Genomic DNA, 20,438 nt, shown 5'->3' on the forward strand with positions numbered 1-20,438 from the left:
GGTCGCTGAACAGTCGGCGCACGCCATTATGTAACCATGAGCACACCCCTGCCCGAACTGCAGCAGAGCGCCAATCCGCGACGAGCACAGCTGATGGGCGCCGGCCTGCTCGGCATAGGTGTCCTGCACTTTGTGGCGCCCAAGCCGTTCGACAGCATCATTCCGGAGGAGCTGCCTGGCAGCGCGCGGTTCTACACCTACGCCTCGGGTGTCGCCGAACTGGGCGTGGGCGGTCTGCTGCTGGCGCCGAAGACGCGTCGGCTGGGCGCACTGGCGGCCGTGGCCCTCTACATCTGCGTCTTCCCCGGCAACCTCAACATGGTGCGGCTGTGGTTCAAAGACCCGTCGAAGTCATTGCCCATGCGCCTGGCCGCCATCGCCCGTCTGCCAATGCAGATCCCGATGATCACCGAGGCGCTGAAGATCTACCGCAGTTCTTAGGCGGCGACGCTCTCCAGCAGTGCCAGCAGGTCGTCGCCGTCGGGCAGATCGTCGGGGGTGACCGTCAGCCCGCTGCGCACGTAGTGAAACGACGCGCGCACCGACTCGACCGGACAATCCTGCAGCGCAGCCCACGCCAGCCGGTAGACCGCGAGCTGAACGGCGGTCTGCTGCTTGGCTTCCGGCGTGTCGGGCGGGTCACCTGTCTTCCAGTCGACGACGGTGGCGCCGCCGTCGTCGTCGCCGAACACCGCGTCGATGCGCCCCCGCACCACCCGCCCGCCGATCACCATGTCGAACGGCACCTCGACATCGATCGGGGTGCGGGCGGCCCACGACGACACCGCAAACGCGTCCTGCAGCTCGGCGAGCGCGTCGGAGATGGTGGCGTCATGGTCGACGGCGCCGGGCAGATCGTCGAGGTCGAAGAGCCGCTCCGCGTGGTAATAGCGCTGCACCCAATCATGAAAAGCAGTGCCCAGTAAGGCATGTGGATCGGGTCGGGTGGGCAGCCTGCGACGCAACCGGCGCGCCACCGCCTCGGGGTCCCGGCCGAGTTCGACCAGCGTGCTTACCGACAGCTGCGCCGGTAACGGCGGGACAGGGCGGTCGTCCGCGCGGCTGCGTTCAGCTAGCAGCGCGTCGACATCCGACGCCCAACCCTCATCGCCGTCGGCACCGAGTTCCGCGTCCGGCGCGCCCGACATCGCCTCGGCGACCAGCGCGGCGCCCCGCCCCACAGCGTCCCGGCGAGAACCCGCGGGATCGGCCGGCCAGACCGCCTCGACCACGTTGTCGCGCAACGGGTTCGGTTCACCGTCGGCCGGCGCGGGTGCCCACTGCTCGATGACACCGCAGGGCTGGCCCGCAGCGTCGGCCTGCTCGATGATCTCCTTGAGCTCTTCGAGGAACGCCGACGGACCGCGCGGTCTGGTCTCGGTGGCGCCCCAGTGATGACCGGACAACAGCAGCGTGTCCTCGGCGCGGGTCAGCGCCACATACAGCAGCCGGCGCTCCTCATCGACACGGCGCAGCGCCAGGTTGTCCTTGTGGTCAGCGATCTTGTCCGACAGCGTCTTTCGATCGTTGACGTCGGAGGTGTCGAGGACCGGAACCCCGTGCTCCGACAGTGTCGCCCGATCTCCGCGCAGCAGCGGCGGCAGGTCGCCGGCGTCGGTCAGCCACGTCCTGGCCGACGCCGTTGACGGGAACACCCGACCGCTGAGGTGAGGCACCGCAACGACCTGCCATTCAAGCCCCTTGGCGGCGTGCACGGTGAGGATCTGCACACGGCCGTCGGCGACGGAGACCTCGGCCGGCGCCAAGCCGTTCTCCACCTGCTCGGCCGCGTCGAGGTAAGCGAGAAGGCCGGCCACCGTCGCACCCGGGCGGCTGGCGTAATCGGCCACCACGTCGGCGAAAGCATCGAGATGCTCGGTGCCCGCCCAGCCTGACGAAACCGGTCGCGCCGCCCGGACCTCGATGTCGACGCCGAGCACCCGTCGCACCTCGGCAACGAGCTCGGGCAGCGGATGGGTGAGATGCCCACGCAGCGCGGTGAGTTCGCGGCCCAGCTCCACGATGCGGGCGTACCCCGTCGGCGAGTACGCCGCAGCGGGGCCAGGATCGGCGATGGCGTCGGCCAGGCATGCGGTGTCAGCGTCGGGTGCGACCTGTGCGACGACCCGATCGGCCACCGCGCCCTCGTCCACCGTGCCGGCGTCGTCGAGTTCGACCGCGCGGCGCCACAGCGCAGCGATGTCACGCGCGCCCAGCCGCCACCGCGGTCCGGCGAGTACGCGCATCGCGGCGGCGCCGGCAGTGGGGTCGGCGACCGTTCGCAGCGTGGCCACCACATCGGCGACCTCGGGAACACCCAGCAGGCCGGCCAGGCCGACGACTTCGACGGGCACGCCGCGCGCGGTGAGCGCCTCGGCAATCGGCGCGGCATCGGCGTTGCGACGCACCAGCACCGCAGCTGTCGGCACCGCCGCGCCGCGGTCGTCGGCCTCGCGGTAGATCCGCGCCAAATGATCCGCCAGCCAATCCCGTTCGGCGACAACATCGTTCAGGAGAGCACATTTTACGGTGCCCTCGGCTGCGTCGGGCCTGGCCCGCAGTTTTCGGACTGCCACCGAGCGACGGCGCGCCTCTGCCGATACCGCATTCGCCAAATGCAGGCTGCCCGGCGGGTTACGCCAACTGGTGCGAAGCTCCAGCGTCGGCGCAGGGCTGCCGTCGGCACGGGGGAAGTCGGTGGTGAACCGCGGCAGGTTGGTGGCAGAGGCGCCGCGCCAGCCGTAGATCGACTGAATGGGATCGCCGACGGCGGTGAGTGCCAGCCCGTCGTCGACCCCGCCGCCGAACAACGCCGACAGCGCGACCCGCTGCGCGTGACCGGTGTCCTGGTACTCGTCGAGCAGCACGACCCGGTAGCGGCTTCTCAGCTGTTCGCCGACCTGGGGGCAACTCGACGCCAGCCGGGCGGCCGACGCCATCTGCATGCCGAAGTCCATGACCTTCTGCTCGCGCATCCGCTGGTGCAGCGCATCGATCAGCGGGACGAGGTGCGTACGTTCCGTCTGGGTGGCCAGCATGCGCAGCAGCCACTGACTCGGTCCGCGGTCCCGCTGATACGGCCCGGCGGGCAGGGTGTGCACAAGCCGCTCCAGCTCGACGTGCGTGTCGCGCAGCTGCTCGGTGTCGACAAGGTGTTCGGCCAACTGCCCGGCCAGCCGCAGCACCATGTCCGTCACGGCGGCCGGCGTCTTGTCGGTCTCGAGCCGCTGCGGATGTTCGCAGACCACCTGAAAGGCCAACTGCCACATCTCGGTTTCGCTCAGCAGGCGAGTGTCCGGCTCGACGGGCAGCAGCAGTCCGTGTTCGCGCAGCAGGTTTCCCGCGAAGGCGTGGTACGTGCTGACGGTCGCCGGATCGTCGGTGAGGTCGGGAGTTCCGGGGCCGACAGGTACCAGGCCCGCGCCCGCGAGCCGGGCCAGCCGGGTGCGGACACGGCGCAGCAGCTGTCCGGCGGCCTTGCGGGTGAACGTCAGACCGAGCACTTCACCCGGCCGGGCATAGCCGTTGGCGACCAGCCACACCACCCGCGCCGCCATGGTCTCTGTCTTGCCCGCCCCGGCGCCGGCGATGACGACCAGCGGCCCCGGCGGCGCGGCGATCACGGCCGCCTGTTCGTCGGTGGGCGCGAAGAGCCCAAGGGCCGAGGCGAGTTCGGCGGGACTGTACCGCGGGTTCACTGCTGACCTCCTGAACGCGCCTGCGCCGGGCACATGCTTCGCACCGGGCAGTGCGCGCAGCCGTCGTTGATTCGTGCGACGAATTCTGGCCCCTGCGTGGCCAAGGCGGCATCCCGCACCTTCTCCCGCCACGCCGCGTGCGCTTCCGGCGTGAGGGCGGCCTGCTCGCGTTCGGCGGCACGGCCCCCGCTGGTCTTGCCGAGGTACACCAGGCGTCCGCCGCCGGGCTGGTCGCCCTGCTGCATGAGGCCTTCGGCGATGGCCAACTGATACATCGCGAGTTGGGCGTGACGCTGAGCGTCGTCCTTGGTGACCGGGCTCTTGCCGGTTTTGATGTCGACGACCACCAAGCGGCCCTCGCTGTCGCGCTCCAGCCGGTCCAGGCGACCGCGGACCCGCACTCCCGGGCCGTCCTCGCTCCGGCCGACCTCCCCTTCGACCTCGACCTCTGTGCCCACCTCGGTGAGTTCGCGGCGGCTCTGGGCGCGCCACTCGGCGAACGTCGACACCATCATCCGGTGCCTGTCCAGCTCGTTGTCCGAATGCCACGCCGCATCGAACGGCAGTTTCTCCCAAACCTTTTCGAGCTCGTTGAGCATCTGACTCTCGGTATTTCCTGAGTCGGCCACCAGGGCGTGCAGCAGCGACCCGATGGCCGACCGCACATCGGGCGCGTCGCTGCCGCCGTGCCGTTCCAGCAGCCAGCGCAACGGGCAGTCCGTCAGCATCTGCAGCGTCGAGGGCGACAGCGTCACGGTGTGGTCGTCTCCACACCACAACGGGTCGTCGGTGGACAACGACGTCGTGGCATACCACTGCTGGGGGGCGGCGCCTGGCACACCGGCCTGCGCCAAACGCGCCAGTTGCGTTGCCGCGCAGGCACGCACACTGTCGTCGACGTCATCGGGCGGGGCGCACACCACCGCACGCAGACGCCCGACCAAGGCCGTCGGCGCCAGCACCCGCGGCGCCTGCACCGGCGTCGTGGGCTCGGAGTCGGGTTCGGTGGCCAGCGCGGCCAGTTCGTAGCAGAACGGGGACGGCAACATCGACTCGTCACCGCAGTCGCTGTCGACCGCGGTCACCAACAGTCGACTGCGCGTCCGTCCCATCGCCGCGATGAGCAGCCTGCGCTCCTCGGCGAGCAGCGGCGCGCGCGTCGACACTCCTCTGTCGCTGGGCGCCACCACACCGTCCAACACGTCGACGAGCTGCTGGGTGCCGAGCACTCCGCCGCGCGGAATCATATTGGGCCACAAGCCTTCCTGCAGCCCTGCGATGACAACGAACTCCCATTGCCTGCCGAGCGCACCGTGCGCGCTCAACACTGCCACGGTGTCTTGCAGGGTATGTTCCTCGCGCGAGCCGGACGGCAGGCCCAGTGCGGTGACGTGATCGACGAGGCCACGCAGCGACGCCCCGGCGGTGCGATTCACATACTGCTCGGCCACGTCGAAGAGCGCCGTGACGGCGTCGAGATCACGTTCGGCCTGCGCGCCCGCCGTCCCGCCGCGCTCGCTCGCCGCCAACCAGCGGCGCTGCAGACCGGACCGGTGCCAGGCCTGCCAAAGCGTGTAGCGGGGATCCCCTCCCTCGGAGTCCGAGCGTCGCGCGGCGTCCAGCACGGCGCGGACCCGCCGAAGCGGACGCGCGAGTTCCGCAGAGAGCCCGTCCGACTCGACCTGTAGGGCATCGACCAGCAGATCGCCGAGTTCACGCGGCGGCTGACTCCCGTCCAGGCGGCGCAGCGCGCGCCGCAGCTGACGGAGCGTCACCGGGTCGACCCGGCCGATCGGCCCGGTCAACAGCGAAAGGGCCTCCGCGCCGTCGAGTTCCCTCCGCGCGGTGGCGTCGAGAACGGTCAACAGCGCCTGCGCGGCGGGCTGGTCCGCAAGCGGCGCACTGGGAGTGGGCAGGTCGACGGGCACGCCGGCGGCGGCGAGGGTGCGCGCGAGCGCGGCCCCCAGTCGGGGCACCGACCGCACGATCACCGCCATCTCCGACCACGGCACCCCGTCCACCAGGTGGGCGCGTCGCAGCGCGTCGGCAATCAAGGCGGATTCGGCGTGCGGCGAGGCCGCGATCCGCACGGTCAGCGCGCCCTCCGGCCCGTCGGCGCCGTCGAGGTGGCGTGCCTCATCGGCGCCGGGCAGACGTTGGGCGACGCCGCTGATGGCTCGCGCGATGGCGGGCGCGCAGCGATAGGACTCGGTCAGGGTGAGGGCCGGCTCGTCGCCGCGCAGCAACGCGGGATCCGCTCCGCGGTAGCCGAACACCGATTGATTCGGGTCGCCGGCCAACACGGTGAGCTCCGCACCGCCCGACAACACGCGAACGAGGCGGGCCGCCTGTGGGTCCAGATGCTGCGCATCGTCGACCAGAAGCAGTTCGATCCGGGATCGTTCGGCCGCCAGCAGCTCGTCGTCGGTGGCGAATGCCTCCAGCGCCGCGCCGACCAGTTCCGCGGCCCCCAGCGCGGGCACAGTGGCTTGCGGGGCGGCCATCCCGACGGCGGAACGCAACAGCATGATCTGCTCGTACGCCTGGGCGAACTGCCCGGCGGCCAGCCACTCCGGCCGTCCTGCACGGCGCCCGATGCGTTGCAGTTCAACAGGATCCACACCGCGTTCGGTGCAGCGCGCCACGAGGTCTCGCAGTTCGTTGGCGAACCCGACGGTGCTCAGCGCAGGCCGCAGCTGGGCAGGCCACGCCACGGCCGAGCGGTCCCCGTCTTCGAGGTCCCCGGCGAGCAGTTCGCGGATGATGCCGTCCTGCTCGGCGCTGGTGATCAAGCGCGGCGGTGGGTCGCCCTTGCGCTGGGCGGCGAGGCGCAGCACCGCGAAGGCATACGAATGCACCGTGCGGACCAACGGTTCGCGCACGACGGCGCGGGTGCCCGCTTCGAGCAGTGCCGACGTGATGGCGGCCCGCACCTCGGTGCCCAGCCGCGCCGAACCCGTCAGCAGCAGAACCGATTCCGGGTCGGTGCCCGCGGCGATGTGTGCGGCCGCCGCCCGCACCAGCAGGGTGCTCTTGCCGGTGCCCGCGCCTCCGATCACTCGCACGACGCCGCGCATCCCGGGTTCGGTGAGCGCGGCGGGCGTCAGATCGAGGTGTGGTGCGGACATGGCTGAATGACACCACGGGGGTCCGACAATTCGGCCGCGCCGACTGGCTGGCAGCATCAGAGCCGTGAGTGAACCTCTGCACCTTCACCGCTACGGTCCACAAGGCCCGATCCAGGTCCTGGCGATTCACGGCTTGACGGGACACGGCCAGCGCTGGCAGACCCTCGCCACGCGGCATCTGACCGAATTCACGGTCGCCGCACCAGACCTGCTCGGCCACGGGCGTTCGTCGTGGTCGGCGCCGTGGACGATCGACGCCAACGTGGCCGCGCTTGCCGCCCTACTCGACCGGCCGACCGTGGTCGTCGGGCATTCCTTCGGCGGCGCGGTGGCCTTGATGCTCGCCGCGTCGCATCCCGAGCTGGTGTCCGCGCTGGTGTTGCTCGACCCGGCGGTGGGCCTGGACGGCGGGTGGATGCGCGATATCGCCGACGACATGATGGCCTCGCCGGACTACACCGACCGGGCCGAGGCGCGCGCGGAGAAGGCGAACGGTTCATGGGCCGACGTCGCCGCCGAGGAGCTGGACCGCGAACTCGACGAGCACCTCATCGATCTGTCCAACGGCAGATGTGGCTGGCGGATCAGCATCCCGGCGATGATGTCGTACTGGAGCGAATTGGCCCGCCCGATCACGTTGCCGCCCTCCACGATCCCCACGACACTGGTGCGGGCCGCCAGGACCGACCCGCCGTACGTCACCGACGAGTTGGTCACCGGACTGTCGGACTCCCCCGGTTTCGCGCTCCTCGAGTTCGAGTGCAACCACATGGTCGCCCAGGCCTTACCCGCCGAGACGGCGACGGTGATACGCAAGGCCTTGGGATAGATGGCGGCCGTCACCGACGAGCAGGTCGAAACGGTGCGCGCACTGGTGGCGTCGATCCCACCCGGCCGGGTGTCGACGTACGGCGATATCGCCGAAGCGGCCGGACTGCCCAGCCCGCGGATCGTCGGCTGGATCATGCGCACCGATTCGTCGGATCTGCCGTGGCACCGGGTCATTCGCGCATCGGGTCGCCCTGCTCCGCACCTGACCACCAAACAATTGGAGCTCTTGCGGGCCGAAGGTGTGCTGGCGCGGGACGGCCGGATCCCGTTGCGCGACGTGCGCTACGAGTTCTGAACGCGACTGCACGCTTGTCGTACACAAACGTCGAGTGAGGGCGCAAACAAGCGTGCACTCGACGCGCCCAAGTCAGACGACCAAACGCACCAACGCGGCCGTCCGCGCCAGACCCGGGAACGCCGCAGACGTCGACCGCGGATGCAGCGCGTGGACAGCGAGGCGGAATATCAACGCCCGCAACAGCATCTGCGGCCACTCCGGTAGCGGACTCCATCGCTCGATGAGCCCGTCGTCAGCGTCACCCCACGACAACGCGTCAACGACCGCGACTCCGGCCGCCCATGACGCGGGCCGCCAGTACGGCGTGATGTCGGTGATCCCCGGCGCGGCAGTGCCTTCGAAAAGCACTGTGCCGTAAAGGTCTCCATGCACCAGCTGACTGAGACTCTTCGTCGGCTTGCGCAACGCGGCCAGCTGACCGATCAACTCGACCGACCGTTGGCCATCCGCCGAACCGGGCGAGACCCGCGCACCGGGCGGCAGGGAATGCAGCGGACGCTCCTCCCATGCGGCCCGGTCGGCGGCGATGAACACGTCGACGTCGGACCATGGTGCCACCGGTGGCTGGGTGAGAAACCGTGGCCGTTCGAGCTTGGCCGTCGCCTCGTGCAGCCGCACCGCGGCCGACACCACCTCGTCGTGACGTGGTTCCGGGGTGCCCGCGACGAAGGTGTCTGCGCGCCAGCCGGCGACGACGTAGCGGCCGTCGGTCGACCGCACCGGCCGGGCCAGCCGCACACCGTCGACGAACAGCGTCTCGCGCACTTTGGCCGACCACGCCGCGCGGGCGTGATCGGCGACCATCGACAGCACGACCTCGCCGCAGCGCCAACCGCCCTCCCAGCTCGAGCCGAGAGGCGTCGGCGTGACACCGGTCAATCCGAACCCCGCCAGCACATGGTCAGGGGGCCGCTCGACACTCATGACGTCAGCGTAAGGGGAGCTCCGGCAAACGAGCGGTTAGTACATCACCATGTCGGGTTCGAGTTGCTTGCCCCAGGCGACGATTCCGCCCTGCACATGCAGCGCGTCGGAGAAGCCGGCCTTCTTCACGATGGCCAGCACCTCGGCCGAGCGCACGCCGGTCTTGCAGTAGAACACCGGGGTCCGGTCGACCTGCAGTTTGGCCAGCGCCTCACCGGTTTCGAACGCGCCCTTCGGGATCAACTCGGCGCCCTCGATGTGATTGATGTCCCATTCGACGGGCTCGCGCACGTCGATCAGGGCGAGCGGCTTGCCGGTGTCCAACATCTCGCGCAGCTCACGCGGGGTGATGGTCGAGTCGGCCGCGGCCTCGGCGGCGGCGTCGGACACCACACCGCAGAACTCCTCGTAATCGATGAGCTCGGTGATCTTCGGCGTCGACGGATCCTTGCGGATCTTGATCGTGCGATAGGTCATGTCGAGCGCGTCATAGACCATCAGGCGGCCCAACAGCGGTTCCCCGATGCCGGTGATCAGCTTGATGGCTTCGGTGCCCATCACCGACGCGACAGAGGCGCACAGAATGCCCAGCACACCGCCTTCCGCGCACGACGGCACCATGCCCGGAGGCGGCGGCTCCGGGTAGAGGTCGCGGTAATTCAGGCCCAGCCCGTTGGGCGCGTCCTCCCAGAACACCGAGACCTGGCCCTCGAACCGGTAGATCGAGCCCCAGACGTACGGCTTGCCTGCCAGTACCGCGGCGTCGTTGACCAGGTAACGGGTCGCGAAGTTGTCGGTGCCGTCCAGGATCAGGTCGTACTGCCGGAAGAGCTCGACGGCGTTGTCGGGTTCCAGCCGGAACTCGTGCAGCCGAACGTCCACCAGCGGATTGATCTCGCGGATCGAGTCCCGCGCGCTCTCGGCCTTCGACCGGCCGATGTCGGACTGGCCGTGGATGATCTGGCGCTGCAGATTGGACTCGTCGACCACGTCGAACTCGACGATCCCGATGGTGCCCACCCCCGCGGCCGCCAGGTACAACAGGGCCGGCGAACCCAGCCCGCCGGCGCCGATGACCAGCACCTTGGCGTTCTTGAGTCGCTTCTGCCCGTCCAGACCGAGGTCCGGAATGATGAGGTGACGGCTGTAGCGCGCAACCTCCTCGCGGGTCAACTCTGCCGCCGGCTCTACCAGCGGCGGCAACGGTGTAGACACCGTGATTTCTCCTTGCTTTTGCTTGCTCACGTTGCTTCAACCATCTCAGCAGTTGTGCATAAGTACTGCAATCAACAGCGTCGGGGCCCAGCTGCTTCCCGCCGTCGGATCAGGCGATCGGATACGGCCAGGGGTTGAAGCGGCACGTCTTGCCGTCGGGGTTGACGGTGCCCGGGTCGAAGCGGGCCGCATCGTTGTTGTTGGTGGAGAACGTCTGCTGCATCATGATCGGCGCCAACTCGCCGCTGGCCGCGCAGGACTCGTGTCGCTGGTAGCCGATCGCGTGGCCGACCTCGTGGTTGATCAGGTACTGCCGATACGAGCCGATGTCGCCCTGGAAGGGGACCGCGCCACGTACCCAGCGCGCCTCGTTGATGAACACGCGGGGCTGCCCGTCGAGGTAGGCCGGGTTGTAGCAGGACGCCTCCAGCGGGATGTCGTAACCGCACCCCTCGCGCACCGTCATCGGCGAGCTCAGCGAGATCCGGAAATCGGGTTCGACTTGTGCGGTCCCGTCGATGCGGGTGAACGCGAATTGCGGATTGTGGGTCCAACTCTTCGGGTTCGCCAACGTTTCGCTGACCATCCGGGCGAAGCCCTCGTCGCCGCCGAACGTCGTGGTGTCGATACCGTCCTCGACCTCGACGGTGTAGGTGAACACCTTCGCCGTCCCCTCGCCCACCTGCGACGAGGCGCCCGGCACGACATGCCACGTCCTGGCGCCCGCCTCGGTGAACGGACCACCGTCGGGCAGGATCCCGGTCGGCAGATTCGCGTCGAACTGGGTCAACCCTTTCGGCGGGGCGCCGATGATCGCGGTGCTGGCCACCCCGATCGTGGGCGGCCCCTGCACCGGACCCTCGGGGTCCTCGGTCGGGGCCTCGGTGGACCCGGCAAACGTCAGATACAGCGCGACGACCGTCCACACGGCCAACAGGGGCAGCGCGTAGGCCCGCCAACCGTAGGTGTGTACGAAACGACCCAGCTTGGTCTGCTTGCGGACGTTGCGGTGCTCGTCGCGATTGGACCTGGGCCGCCCGGAGTCGCCCGCCAGGGGGTCGCGCATCGCGCGCAGCGGCTCACGCCACTCGTCGCGAAGCACAGGCACGCCTCCCCCGCGACGCTCCGAGTCGTAGGTCACTGACACAGGATGACACAGGCTAGAGTGCTCAGACCTCCGGCGCGCCACTGGCGGTGGCGAGCTTCACCGACAACGCCGTCGACCACGGCTTTGCGTGCTGGTTGTCGTAACGGTAGTAATCTCGTTGCGAACAGAGCAGATAAAGGACGTGATGAGCGAACTCGCCAACTCCGCCACGACGAGGCGGAGCGCGCAGCCGGGCGGCGGAGCAGCGCTCGGCCGACGTGGCAACCGACTGCCTCGCGACGAGCGGCGTGGGCAGTTACTCGTCGCTGCCAGCGAGGTTTTCGTCGACCGCGGCTATCACGCGGCGGGCATGGACGAGATCGCGGAGCGGGCTGGCGTGAGCAAACCCGTTCTCTACCAACACTTCTCGTCAAAGCTGGAACTTTATCTCGCGGTGTTGCAACGACACGTCGAGAACCTGGTGTCCGGTGTGCGCCAGGCCCTTCGCACCACCACGGACAACCGGCAGCGGTTACGCGCGGCGGTTCACGCCTTCTTCGACTTCATCGAGCACGACAGCCAGGGATACCGGCTGATCTTCGAGAACGACTACGTGACCGAACCGCAGGTCGCAGCGCAGGTCAAGGTGGCCACCGAATCCTGCACGGATGCGGTATTCGACCTGATCAGCCGCGATTCCGGACTGGAGGCGCACCGCGCCAGGATGATCGCCGTCGGCCTGGTGGCCATCAGCGTCGACTCGGCGCGGTACTGGCTGAACAACGACCGCCCGATCAGCAAGGACGACGCCGTCGAAGGCACCGTCCAGTTCGCCTGGGGCGGCCTGTCACACGTGCCGCTTACGCGTTCTTGACGGCCTCGGACCCGACCACCCCGAAGCCGACGCGGCGGACGTCCGCGGCGCCGATCTCGACGTAGGCGATCTTCGACGACTGGACCAGGAATCGCCTGCCCTTCTCGTCGGTAAGGGCGAGCACGCCCGAATCCTTGTCCAGCGCATCGGTGATCAGCTTCTCCACCTCGGTTGGTGTCTGCGCGCTGTTCAACACGAGCTCGCGCGCGCTGTCCGTGACACCGATCTTGACCTCCACGCTGTGAACCTTTCCTATACGTACAACCTCGAAGAGCTTTGACGCCAAGGCTAGTGGACGCCGCCGCGGTGGTGCGCGCCGGTGAGTTCGCGGTCAGCGAAGACTGGTTCGCCGCGGCCTCGACCGCGTTTCCGAAGGGCGTCACGACGGTGTCACGAACGGCGACCGAACCGAGTCCGGACCGTGACCGTACACGCGCCCGCTAAACCTCATCTGCCACTTGCGCATCGATAGCATCGGCCCGGTACATAAACGAGACAACCTGGGAACCCTTTATGAACAGGCCTTATACCGCACATTCCCCGTATTCGCTGACTCCCACCGAGGTTATTTCCACCCAGACCGTCGACGACTTCGGCGAACTCGAATACGACGGTCTCCTGGAGTATCCGGACGATGACGAGTACGCCGACTACGCGGAATACGACGAGGAGCACATCGACCGCCGGTGGATGTGGATCGCGGGGATCGCAGGTGTGATCTTGTTCATCGCGATCGGCACGACGGGCGTGATCCTCGGCGGCGGCGACAGCGGTTCGGTGACGGCCACCGGGACCTCGTCGGCACCCACCGCCACCTCGGCCCCCGTGACGACGTCGGCCCCGGCGGCCGCCACGCCCGCGCCTGCGGTCCCCTCACTGCCCGCTGAGACCGTCACGACGGTGACCCCGTCAGTACAGACGACAGCGGCGCCACAGCCCGAGGTCGCCGCCCCGCCGCCGGCCCCACCTGCGGCTGCCGCGCCGCGCACCGTCACGTACCGGGTCACCGGCACCAAGCCGCTGATCGACTTCGTCACCGTCATCTACACCGACCAGCAGGGCGCGCTGCAGACCGAGGTCAACGTCGCGCTGCCGTGGGCGAAGACGGTCGTGCTGGATCCGGGCGTCGAGCTCAAGTCCGTCACCGCCACCAGCGTGGGCGGGCAGCTCAACTGCGGTATCTACGACGCGTCGGGCGCGCTGATCGCCTACCAGAGCAACAACTCGATGATCGCGACCTGCACGCAGTAGCCGCTAGGCCAGGCCGAGCTCCTGCATGCGGGAGGCGTGGGTGCGCTGGAGCCGATCGAAGAATTCGGTCATCTGGGTCAGGCCCTCACCGCTCGACATGACGAGGTCGACGAGTTCGTCGTGGTCGGCCATGACGTACTGCGCCTGCGTGATCGCCTCACCGAGCAACCGGCGCGACCACAGGGCCAGCCGGTGGCGTTGCTTCTCGCTCGCCGTCACGGCGGCCTGCACCTCGGCGACGACGAACTGCGAGTGACCGGTCTCCGACAGCACCGCACGCACGACGTCGGCGACCTCGGCGGGTAGTGCGGTGGCGATCTCGAGGTAGAAGTCGGCGGCCAAGGCATCGCCGACGTAGGTCTTGACGAGCGCCTCGAGCCACGTGCTGGGCGTGGTCAGTCGATGGTAATTCTCAAGTGCCGACGCGTATTTCGTCATCGCGGGCACCACGTCGACGCCCCTGCGTTCAAGCGCGTCGCGCAGCACCTCGTAATGCTGCATCTCCGCCGCGGCCATGCTTGCCATGTTGATACGGCCCCGTAGGTTGGGCGCCATCCGGGCTTCGTCGGTCAGCCGATAGAACGCCGCCACCTCGCCGTACGCCAACACCGCGAACAGTTCGTTGACGCCGGGATGGTCGGCCGACACGCCCGAGCTCACCTGCTCGGAAGACGCCGTCAAAGGCGCCGAAGACTTGGGGGCCGTCATGGGCCCAACTGTAATCGGCGACCGGCGACAACCCCCGAGTGAACCCGGCCAGCTATCATGGAGTCAGGAAGCAGCATCTCGAGGGTCGAAAAGGCCAGGCCGCTACCTAAGAAATGTGCGTGCACGCAGTCGGCCCGCCTACCTCAGCGCAGGGCTTCGGTCTTTCAGGCCAATGTCGTTCGAACTCGTGCGCGCGTGGACGCCATGAGGAATCGACAATTGAAAGGCAAGCCTCCCGCGTATGACGCATCTCAATCGAACATTTGCTGAACTCGGAGTCCGCGACGAAATCGTGCGCGCACTCAAGGAGGACGGCAAGGAACATCCTTTTGCTATCCAAGAGCTGACCATGCCGCTCGCGCTGGCGGGCGACGACCTGATCGGTCAAGCCCGTACCGGAATGGGCAAGACGCTGGCGTTCGGCGTGCCGCTACTGCAGCGGATCACCACCGATCCCACCAGGGAGCTGACGGGTATCCCGCGCGCCCTCGTCGTCGTACCCACCCGCGAGCTGTGCCTGCAGGTGCACAGCGACCTCTCGCTCGCCGCCAAGTACCTGACCGCGGGCGATCGAAAGCTCGTCGTCACGTCCATCTATGGCGGACGGCCCTACGAGCCGCAGATCGAAGCCCTGCAGAAGGGCGTCGACGTGGTGGTGGGCACCCCGGGCCGGTTGCTCGACCTCGCGCAGCAGGGGCACCTGCAGCTCGGCGGGCTCTCGATGCTGGTGCTCGACGAGGCCGACGAGATGCTCGATCTGGGCTTCCTGCCCGATATCGAGCGGATCCTGCGCCAGATCCCCGATGAACGGCAGGCGATGCTGTTCTCGGCGACGATGCCGGACCCGATCATCACGCTGGCTCGCACGTTCATGAACCAGCCGACCCACATCCGGGCCGAGGCCCCGCATTCGGCGGCCACCCATGACACCACCGAGCAGTTCGCCTATCGCGCCCACGCGTTGGACAAGGTCGAGATGGTCGCCCGCATTCTGCAGGCCGAGGGTCGCGGCGCGACCATGATCTTCACCAGGACCAAGCGCACCGCACAGAAGGTGTCCGACGAGCTCGCCGAGCGCGGCTTCAAGGTCGGCGCGGTGCACGGCGATCTCGGTCAGGGCGCCCGCGAGAAGGCGCTCAAATCCTTCCGTACCGGCGACATCGATGTGCTCGTCGCGACCGACGTCGCCGCCCGCGGTATCGACATCGACGACATCACGCACGTCATCAACTATCAGATCCCCGAGGACGAGCAGGCCTACGTGCACCGCATCGGTCGTACCGGCCGCGCGGGCAAGACGGGTATCGCGGTCACGTTGGTCGACTGGGACGAGTTGCCCCGCTGGGCGATGATCGACAAGGCGCTGGGCCTCAACACCCCCGACCCGGCCGAGACGTATTCGAGCTCGACGCATCTCTACGAAGAGCTGAACATCCCCGCCGACGCCACCGGCACCGTGGGTGAACCCCGCAAGGCGCATGCCGCGCGGCCGCCGGCGGAGAAGAAGTCCGCCGATCGTCCCGCCCGCAACCGCACTCGCACGCGACGGCGGACCCGCGCCGGCGAGCCGGTCACCGGACACGCGGCGGTCGCGACGACCGAGCACGGTTCCTCCGACGCCGCGGAGGGCACCGACGGTGCGCCGAGGCGCAGGCGTCGCCGTCGTCCGCGCAAGGCTGCGGCCAACGCGGGCTAGCCCGCAAGAGGCCTCAGATGGTCAAACCCGAACGCCGGACTCGCGCCGACGTGGTGGCGGCGATCGTGATCGCCGCCGTCATCGCCGTCACCGCCGTTCTCGTCTGGTGGACGAGCGACGCCAGGGCGACGATCAGCCGCCCCGCGGCGAGCCCGGTGCCGCCGCTGGTCAACGCCAAGACGGTGCCGTCGGCGCTGCGTGAGCTCTGGACCGCGCCCAGTCCCAAGACGACGGCGCCGCTGGTGGTCGCCGCCAGCGTGGTCACCGGCGACGGCTCCACGGTGTCGGGCCGCGACCCGGTCTCCGGCACTCCCGCGTGGAGTTACGCGCGAACCGACCTCGAACTGTGCGGCGTCAGCTGGGTGTACCAGTACGCCGTCGCGGTCTACCCCGACACCCGCGGCTGCGGCCAGGTGAGCACCATCGACGCCAAGACGGGCCAACGCGGTCCCGCCCGCACCGCCTACGCGGACCCCGAGGTGAAACTGTCCTCGGACGGCACCGTGGTGCTGTCGTTCGGCGAGAGCCGCCTCGAGCTGTGGCGGTCCGACATGGTCAGAATGCTCAGTTACGGCGCACTGGACGCCAGGATCAAACCCGACGTCCCGGTGCTGCCCCTCTGCCGGCTGATGTCGGCGGCCGCCAGTTCGACCTCCGTCGCCGTCCTCGAGTCCTGTCCGGATCAGGCGGATTTGCGGCTGACCCTGCTGCGGCCGGCCGACGACGAGGACACCCCCGAAATGAAGTACGTCCCCCAGCCCGGCGTGAGCGCCGACTCCAACGCCCAGGTGATAGCGGTCTCGGACACGACGGCTGCGGTCTACGTGCCGACGCCGAAACCGGTGGTGAACATCGTCGACGAAACCGGCACGACGATCGCGAGCACGCCGTTGACCAAGCCGGCGTCGGACAACGCGACGATGTCGCGCGCTGGAGACCTGATCACGTGGTGGACCGGCGACAGCGTAATGGTGTTCTCCGCCAAGGATCTTCGGTACAAGTACACCGTCTCGCCGGCGGGCGCCAACGTTCCGCTCGGGCCGGCGACAACGATGGCGGGACGACTGCTGGTCCCGGTCACCGGCGGCTACGACGTATTCGATCCCAACACCGGCGAGGGCGATCGTCACATCCCGGTGCAGAGGCCGCAGAGCGAGGGTCCGATCGTGCCTGCCGTCGCGGGGGCGACGGTGCTCGAACAGCGGGGCAACGACGTCGTCGCGCTCGGCTAATTGCGATTTCGGCGTGCTGGGTCACGCTGAGCGAGACTGAACACGCCGAAATCGCTAGACGTCGGGGGTGTACGTCGCGAGCGGCTTGCCGTTCTTCCAGTGCTTGAGCAGCGCGCTCGCCAACTCGCGATACGCACTCGCACCCTTGTTCTTTCGGCTCGCGAGCACCGAAGCCCCGGAAGCGGTCGCCTCGGCGAAGCGCACGGTGCGGGGAATAGGCGGCGCGAGCACCGGCAGGTCGTACCGGTCGGCGACGTCGAGGAGCACGTCGCGACTGTGGGTGGTGCGCGAGTCGTACAGCGTCGGCAGCGCGCCGAGCAGCTTCAGGTCACTGTTGGTGATCTGCTGGACGTCGTTGATGGTGCGCAGGAACTGGCCGACGCCGCGGTGCGCCAGCGTCTCGCACTGCAGCGGCACGATCACGTCGTCGGCCGCCGTCAGCCCGTTGAGCGTGAGCACACCCAGCGACGGCGGACAGTCGATGATCACGACGTCGAACCGGTCGGCGACCTTCGCCAGCGCGCGCTTGAGGGCGTATTCGCGGCCGGCCCGCATCAGCAGCATCGCCTCGGCCCCGGCCAGGTCGATGTTGGCGGGCAGCAGCGTCATCCCCTCGGTCGTGTCGACCAGCGCCGCTTCGGTCTCGACCTCGCCGAGAAGCACCTCGTGGATCGACATCGGCAGTTTGTCGGGGTCCTGGCCCAACGAGAACGTCAAACAACCCTGCGGATCGAGGTCGACGAGCAGCACCCGACGGCCCTTCTCCACCATCGCCGCACCCAACGACGCCACCGTCGTTGTTTTGGCGACCCCACCCTTTTGATTGGCGACCGCAAGTACCCGCGTCACCCTTTCATCCTGGCACGCCCACCAACACCGCCGCCGTCCGTGGGGCAGAATCGCCAGGGTGACTGTCGAGCAGCACCGCCTGCTACTGCTTCGCCATGGCGAGACGGAGTGGTCACTTTCGGGTCAGCACACCGGCCGCACCGAGCTCGAGCTCACCGAGACCGGCCGCGAACAGGCCAAGCTGGCCGCCGACGCGCTGGCCGTGCTCACACTGGACAACCCCGTGGTCGTGTCCAGCCCGCGGCAACGCGCGCTCGTCACCGCCGAGCTCGCCGGCCTGACCGTCGACGAGGTGTCTCCCCTTCTCGCCGAATGGGATTACGGCGCCTACGAGGGCCTCACGACCAAGGAGATCCAGCAGACGGTGCCCGACTGGCTCGTGTGGACGCACGGATGTCCGGGCGGCGAGTCCCCGCAACAGGTCAGCGACAGGGCCGACCGCGCCATCGAGTACGCGCTGACGTACCTGGAGTCGCGTGACGTCCTGTTCGTCGGCCACGGCCACTTCTCCCGGGCGGTGGTCACACGCTGGACGCAATTGCCGATCTCCGAAGGCATCAGGTTCGCGATGGTGGCCGCGTCGATCGCGGTATGCGGGCACGAACACGGCGTGCGCCAGATCAGCGCACTGGGACTGACGGGTCATCGCCACCCGTGTCTACCGGCATGACGCGCGAACCGTCCTTCGTCCTGGCCTCCGACGGCACCGCCGTCGTCGCCGACGGCATTCACACCGCGTTTCCCAGAGTCGCCGAAGCACGGGCCGCCCTGGCGTCGCACAGCGCGCCAATCGTATTGGGCGCCTTACCGTTTGACATGTCTAAACCGGCGGCGCTGATCCGGCCGCAGGCGGTTCAGTTCCTCGATGTGCTCCCGGAATGGCCGCAGCGTGCGCTTCCGTCGGTGCAGATCGCCGAAACGCTGCCCGACCCCGACGAGCACCGGTACCGCATCGCGACCGCGCTGGAGCGCTTACGTGATCCGAACAGCGGACTGCACAAGGTGGTGCTGGCCCGCGCCCTGCGGTTGGTCGCCGACGGGCCGCTTGATGCGCGCACGATCCTCCACCGCCTGCTCGCCCAGGACCCCGCGGCGAACGCCTATCTCGCCGACCTGTCCGCGGCGGGCGGGGGCTATTCGGGCGCAGCGCTCATCGGTGCCAGCCCAGAGCTACTGGTCGCGCGTAAGGGTGATCGGATGTTCTGTGCGCCGTTCGCGGGGTCGGCTCCGCGACTGCCCGACGCCGCGGCCGACGAGGCGAGCGGGGCCGCGCTGGCCGCGTCGGCGAAGAACCGACACGAACACGAGCTCGTCGTCGACGCGGTGCGCGCGGCACTGGACCCGCTGTGCACCGAACTGGACATCGCCGCCGAGCCGAAGCTGAACAAGACGGCTGCCGTGTGGCACCTCTACACCCCGATCAGCGGACGGCTTCGCGAACATTCCACTACCGCACTCGATTTGGCGCTGGCTCTGCATCCCACGCCCGCGGTGGGCGGTGTACCAAGCGTCGCCGCATCGGAGTTCATTACCGAACTCGAGGGCGACCGCGGCTTCTACGCGGGCGCGGTGGGTTGGTGCGATCAGCGCGGCGACGGGCGCTGGGTGGTGTCCATCCGCTGCGCGCAGTTGTCGGCCGATCGCCGCACGGCGCTCGCGTATGCCGGCGGCGGGATCGTCGCCGAATCCGAGCCGGACGACGAAGTCGACGAGACCACAACGAAATTCAAGACGATGTTCGCGGCCCTGGGTGTCCAGACATGACCGAGTTGATCCGCCCGGTGCGGCTGGGCGACGAGGCCGAACTGACGGCGATGATTCACGAGCTCGCCGAGTTCGAACATGCCGCCGATGAATGCACCGTCACCGAAAACCAGATGCGGGAGGCGCTTTTCGGTGATGCGCCGATCGTTTACGGTCACATCGCCGAAGTGGACGGCGCTGCTGCCGCGGCCGCGCTGTGGTTTCGCAACTTCTCCACCTGGGACGGGGTGGCGGGCATCTACCTCGAGGATCTGTTCGTGCGGCCACAGTTTCGGCGGCGCGGCCTGGCCCGCAAGATGCTGGCAGAGCTGGCCCGCGAGTGCGTCGCCAACGGCTACACCAGGCTGTCGTGGGCCGTGCTGGACTGGAACGTCAACGCGATCGCGCTCTACGACGCCGTCGGAGGCAAACCGCAGAGCGAGTGGATCACCTACCGGGTTTCCGGCCCGGAGTTGTCCGCGCTTGCAGGCGAGTCCTGAGCCCCCGCCCACTGCAGCGCCGACGGGCTGAACAGCAGACCCAGTACCGCCGCGGCCACGACCGCCACCGCGATACCCGCGACCCACTGACCCGACCCGACACCGACGTAATAGGCCACACCCAGCAGGATCAGCTGCGCGAACACCGCCAGTCCACGACCCCACCGCCGGCCCGTCCACAACGCCCATCCCGCCGCGAGAACCGCTGAACCCATGATGACGAACCACAATGCGGTGCCGAACTTGTTCATGCCGGGCTCCTCGGCCCCGGCCAGCCCGCTGCCCACGTACCACAGCGCGGCCACCACACCCGCGAGGCCTTGCAGCGCCACCACGATCGCTGCCTGACGGACGGTCGTGGGCGAAGGAACGGTCACGACGTCGAGCGTAGAGGCTCGGCCCGG

20 protein-coding genes are annotated in these 20,438 nt (G+C 68.6%); 11 read left to right on the forward strand and 9 right to left on the reverse strand.

The features are described from left to right. The first annotated feature begins 36 nt into the window (after positions 1-36). Positions 37-441: a DoxX family protein gene (locus tag H7J93_RS07800; protein ID WP_267305697.1), complete on the forward strand. Its 405-nt coding sequence runs from the start codon at positions 37-39 to the stop codon at positions 439-441. Here the strand turns inward: H7J93_RS07800 and H7J93_RS07805 are convergent. After that, the gene (locus H7J93_RS07805; protein WP_267305698.1) at positions 438-3,698 is read right to left on the reverse strand and encodes an ATP-dependent helicase; all 3,261 of its coding nucleotides are present in this window, start codon (positions 3,696-3,698) and stop codon (positions 438-440) included. The genes H7J93_RS07800 and H7J93_RS07805 overlap by 4 nt on opposite strands. Then, the gene (locus H7J93_RS07810; RefSeq protein WP_267305699.1) at positions 3,695-6,826 is read right to left on the reverse strand and encodes an ATP-dependent helicase; all 3,132 of its coding nucleotides are present in this window, start codon (positions 6,824-6,826) and stop codon (positions 3,695-3,697) included. The genes H7J93_RS07805 and H7J93_RS07810 overlap by 4 nt, the downstream gene beginning before the upstream one ends. A 64-nt stretch (positions 6,827-6,890) precedes the next feature. On the opposite strand from H7J93_RS07810, the gene H7J93_RS07815 reads away from it, so the two are divergent. Next, the gene (locus H7J93_RS07815; RefSeq protein ID WP_267305700.1) at positions 6,891-7,655 is read left to right on the forward strand and encodes an alpha/beta fold hydrolase; all 765 of its coding nucleotides are present in this window, start codon (positions 6,891-6,893) and stop codon (positions 7,653-7,655) included. After that, positions 7,656-7,952 (forward strand): MGMT family protein, encoded by a 297-nt coding sequence (locus H7J93_RS07820; protein ID WP_267305701.1) that lies wholly within the window; start codon positions 7,656-7,658, stop codon positions 7,950-7,952. It abuts the gene before it with no gap. A 72-nt stretch (positions 7,953-8,024) separates the two neighbouring features. Here H7J93_RS07820 and H7J93_RS07825 read toward each other — a convergent pair whose 3' ends face one another. The 3 genes from H7J93_RS07825 to H7J93_RS07835 all read right to left on the reverse strand — a co-directional run bounded on the left by H7J93_RS07825 (position 8,025) and on the right by H7J93_RS07835 (position 11,235). Beyond that, complete coding sequence (locus H7J93_RS07825) at positions 8,025-8,879, reverse strand: TIGR02569 family protein (protein ID WP_267305702.1); 855 nt, start codon at positions 8,877-8,879, stop codon at positions 8,025-8,027. A gap of 36 nt (positions 8,880-8,915) precedes the next feature. Beyond that, the gene (gene moeZ, locus H7J93_RS07830; protein WP_267305703.1) at positions 8,916-10,094 is read right to left on the reverse strand and encodes an adenylyltransferase/sulfurtransferase MoeZ; all 1,179 of its coding nucleotides are present in this window, start codon (positions 10,092-10,094) and stop codon (positions 8,916-8,918) included. Between the two features lie 109 nt (positions 10,095-10,203). Further along, positions 10,204-11,235, reverse strand: coding sequence for a DUF3152 domain-containing protein (locus tag H7J93_RS07835; RefSeq protein WP_372507810.1), 1,032 nt, complete (start codon positions 11,233-11,235; stop codon positions 10,204-10,206). Positions 11,236-11,386: 151 nt separating this feature from the next. Here H7J93_RS07835 and fasR point away from each other — a divergent pair, with 151 nt between their 5' ends. Beyond that, positions 11,387-12,055, forward strand: a complete 669-nt coding sequence (fasR, locus tag H7J93_RS07840) for an HTH-type transcriptional activator FasR (protein ID WP_267305705.1) — start codon at positions 11,387-11,389, stop codon at positions 12,053-12,055. Here fasR and H7J93_RS07845 read toward each other — a convergent pair. Then, a complete protein-coding gene (locus tag H7J93_RS07845; protein WP_267305706.1) occupies positions 12,042-12,293 on the reverse strand; it encodes a DUF3107 domain-containing protein in 252 nt (83 codons plus the stop codon). The genes fasR and H7J93_RS07845 overlap by 14 nt on opposite strands. A 38-nt stretch (positions 12,294-12,331) precedes the next feature. Here H7J93_RS07845 and H7J93_RS07850 point away from each other — a divergent pair, with 38 nt between their 5' ends. Further along, positions 12,332-12,499 (forward strand): hypothetical protein, encoded by a 168-nt coding sequence (locus H7J93_RS07850; RefSeq protein ID WP_267305707.1) that lies wholly within the window; start codon positions 12,332-12,334, stop codon positions 12,497-12,499. Positions 12,500-12,568: 69 nt separating this feature from the next. Beyond that, positions 12,569-13,306, forward strand: coding sequence for a hypothetical protein (locus H7J93_RS07855; protein WP_267305708.1), 738 nt, complete (start codon positions 12,569-12,571; stop codon positions 13,304-13,306). Between the two features lie 3 nt (positions 13,307-13,309). Here the strand turns inward: H7J93_RS07855 and H7J93_RS07860 are convergent, their stop codons facing one another. Beyond that, complete coding sequence (locus H7J93_RS07860; RefSeq protein WP_267305709.1) at positions 13,310-14,014, reverse strand: ferritin-like fold-containing protein; 705 nt, start codon at positions 14,012-14,014, stop codon at positions 13,310-13,312. 241 nt (positions 14,015-14,255) lie between these two features. On the opposite strand from H7J93_RS07860, the gene H7J93_RS07865 reads away from it, so the two are divergent. Both H7J93_RS07865 and H7J93_RS07870 read left to right on the forward strand, forming a co-directional pair. Further along, positions 14,256-15,710 (forward strand): DEAD/DEAH box helicase, encoded by a 1,455-nt coding sequence (locus H7J93_RS07865; protein ID WP_267305710.1) that lies wholly within the window; start codon positions 14,256-14,258, stop codon positions 15,708-15,710. 17 nt (positions 15,711-15,727) lie between these two features. Continuing rightward, positions 15,728-16,942, forward strand: a complete 1,215-nt coding sequence (locus H7J93_RS07870; protein WP_267305711.1) for an Rv3212 family protein — start codon at positions 15,728-15,730, stop codon at positions 16,940-16,942. Between the two features lie 54 nt (positions 16,943-16,996). Here H7J93_RS07870 and H7J93_RS07875 read toward each other — a convergent pair whose 3' ends face one another. Continuing rightward, positions 16,997-17,791: a ParA family protein gene (locus H7J93_RS07875; RefSeq protein ID WP_267305712.1), complete on the reverse strand. Its 795-nt coding sequence runs from the start codon at positions 17,789-17,791 to the stop codon at positions 16,997-16,999. Between the two features lie 58 nt (positions 17,792-17,849). On the opposite strand from H7J93_RS07875, the gene H7J93_RS07880 reads away from it, so the two are divergent. From H7J93_RS07880 to H7J93_RS07890, 3 genes are read left to right on the forward strand one after another with little or no spacing between them, the layout of a single operon-like run. Next, the gene (locus H7J93_RS07880) at positions 17,850-18,461 is read left to right on the forward strand and encodes an acid phosphatase (RefSeq protein ID WP_267305713.1); all 612 of its coding nucleotides are present in this window, start codon (positions 17,850-17,852) and stop codon (positions 18,459-18,461) included. Continuing rightward, entirely contained in the window at positions 18,458-19,555 is a 1,098-nt protein-coding gene (locus H7J93_RS07885) for an isochorismate synthase (protein WP_267305714.1), read from the forward strand. Before H7J93_RS07880 ends, H7J93_RS07885 begins: the two co-directional genes overlap by 4 nt. Further along, positions 19,552-20,034, forward strand: a complete 483-nt coding sequence (locus tag H7J93_RS07890; RefSeq protein ID WP_267305715.1) for a GNAT family N-acetyltransferase — start codon at positions 19,552-19,554, stop codon at positions 20,032-20,034. Before H7J93_RS07885 ends, H7J93_RS07890 begins: the two co-directional genes overlap by 4 nt. Here the strand turns inward: H7J93_RS07890 and H7J93_RS07895 are convergent. Continuing rightward, a complete protein-coding gene (locus tag H7J93_RS07895; RefSeq protein ID WP_267305716.1) occupies positions 19,986-20,411 on the reverse strand; it encodes a hypothetical protein in 426 nt (141 codons plus the stop codon). The genes H7J93_RS07890 and H7J93_RS07895 overlap by 49 nt on opposite strands. Between the last annotated feature and the right edge of the window lie 27 nt (positions 20,412-20,438).

Source organism: Mycobacterium barrassiae (assembly GCF_025822765.1).
Lineage (GTDB): Bacteria > Actinomycetota > Actinomycetes > Mycobacteriales > Mycobacteriaceae > Mycobacterium > Mycobacterium barrassiae.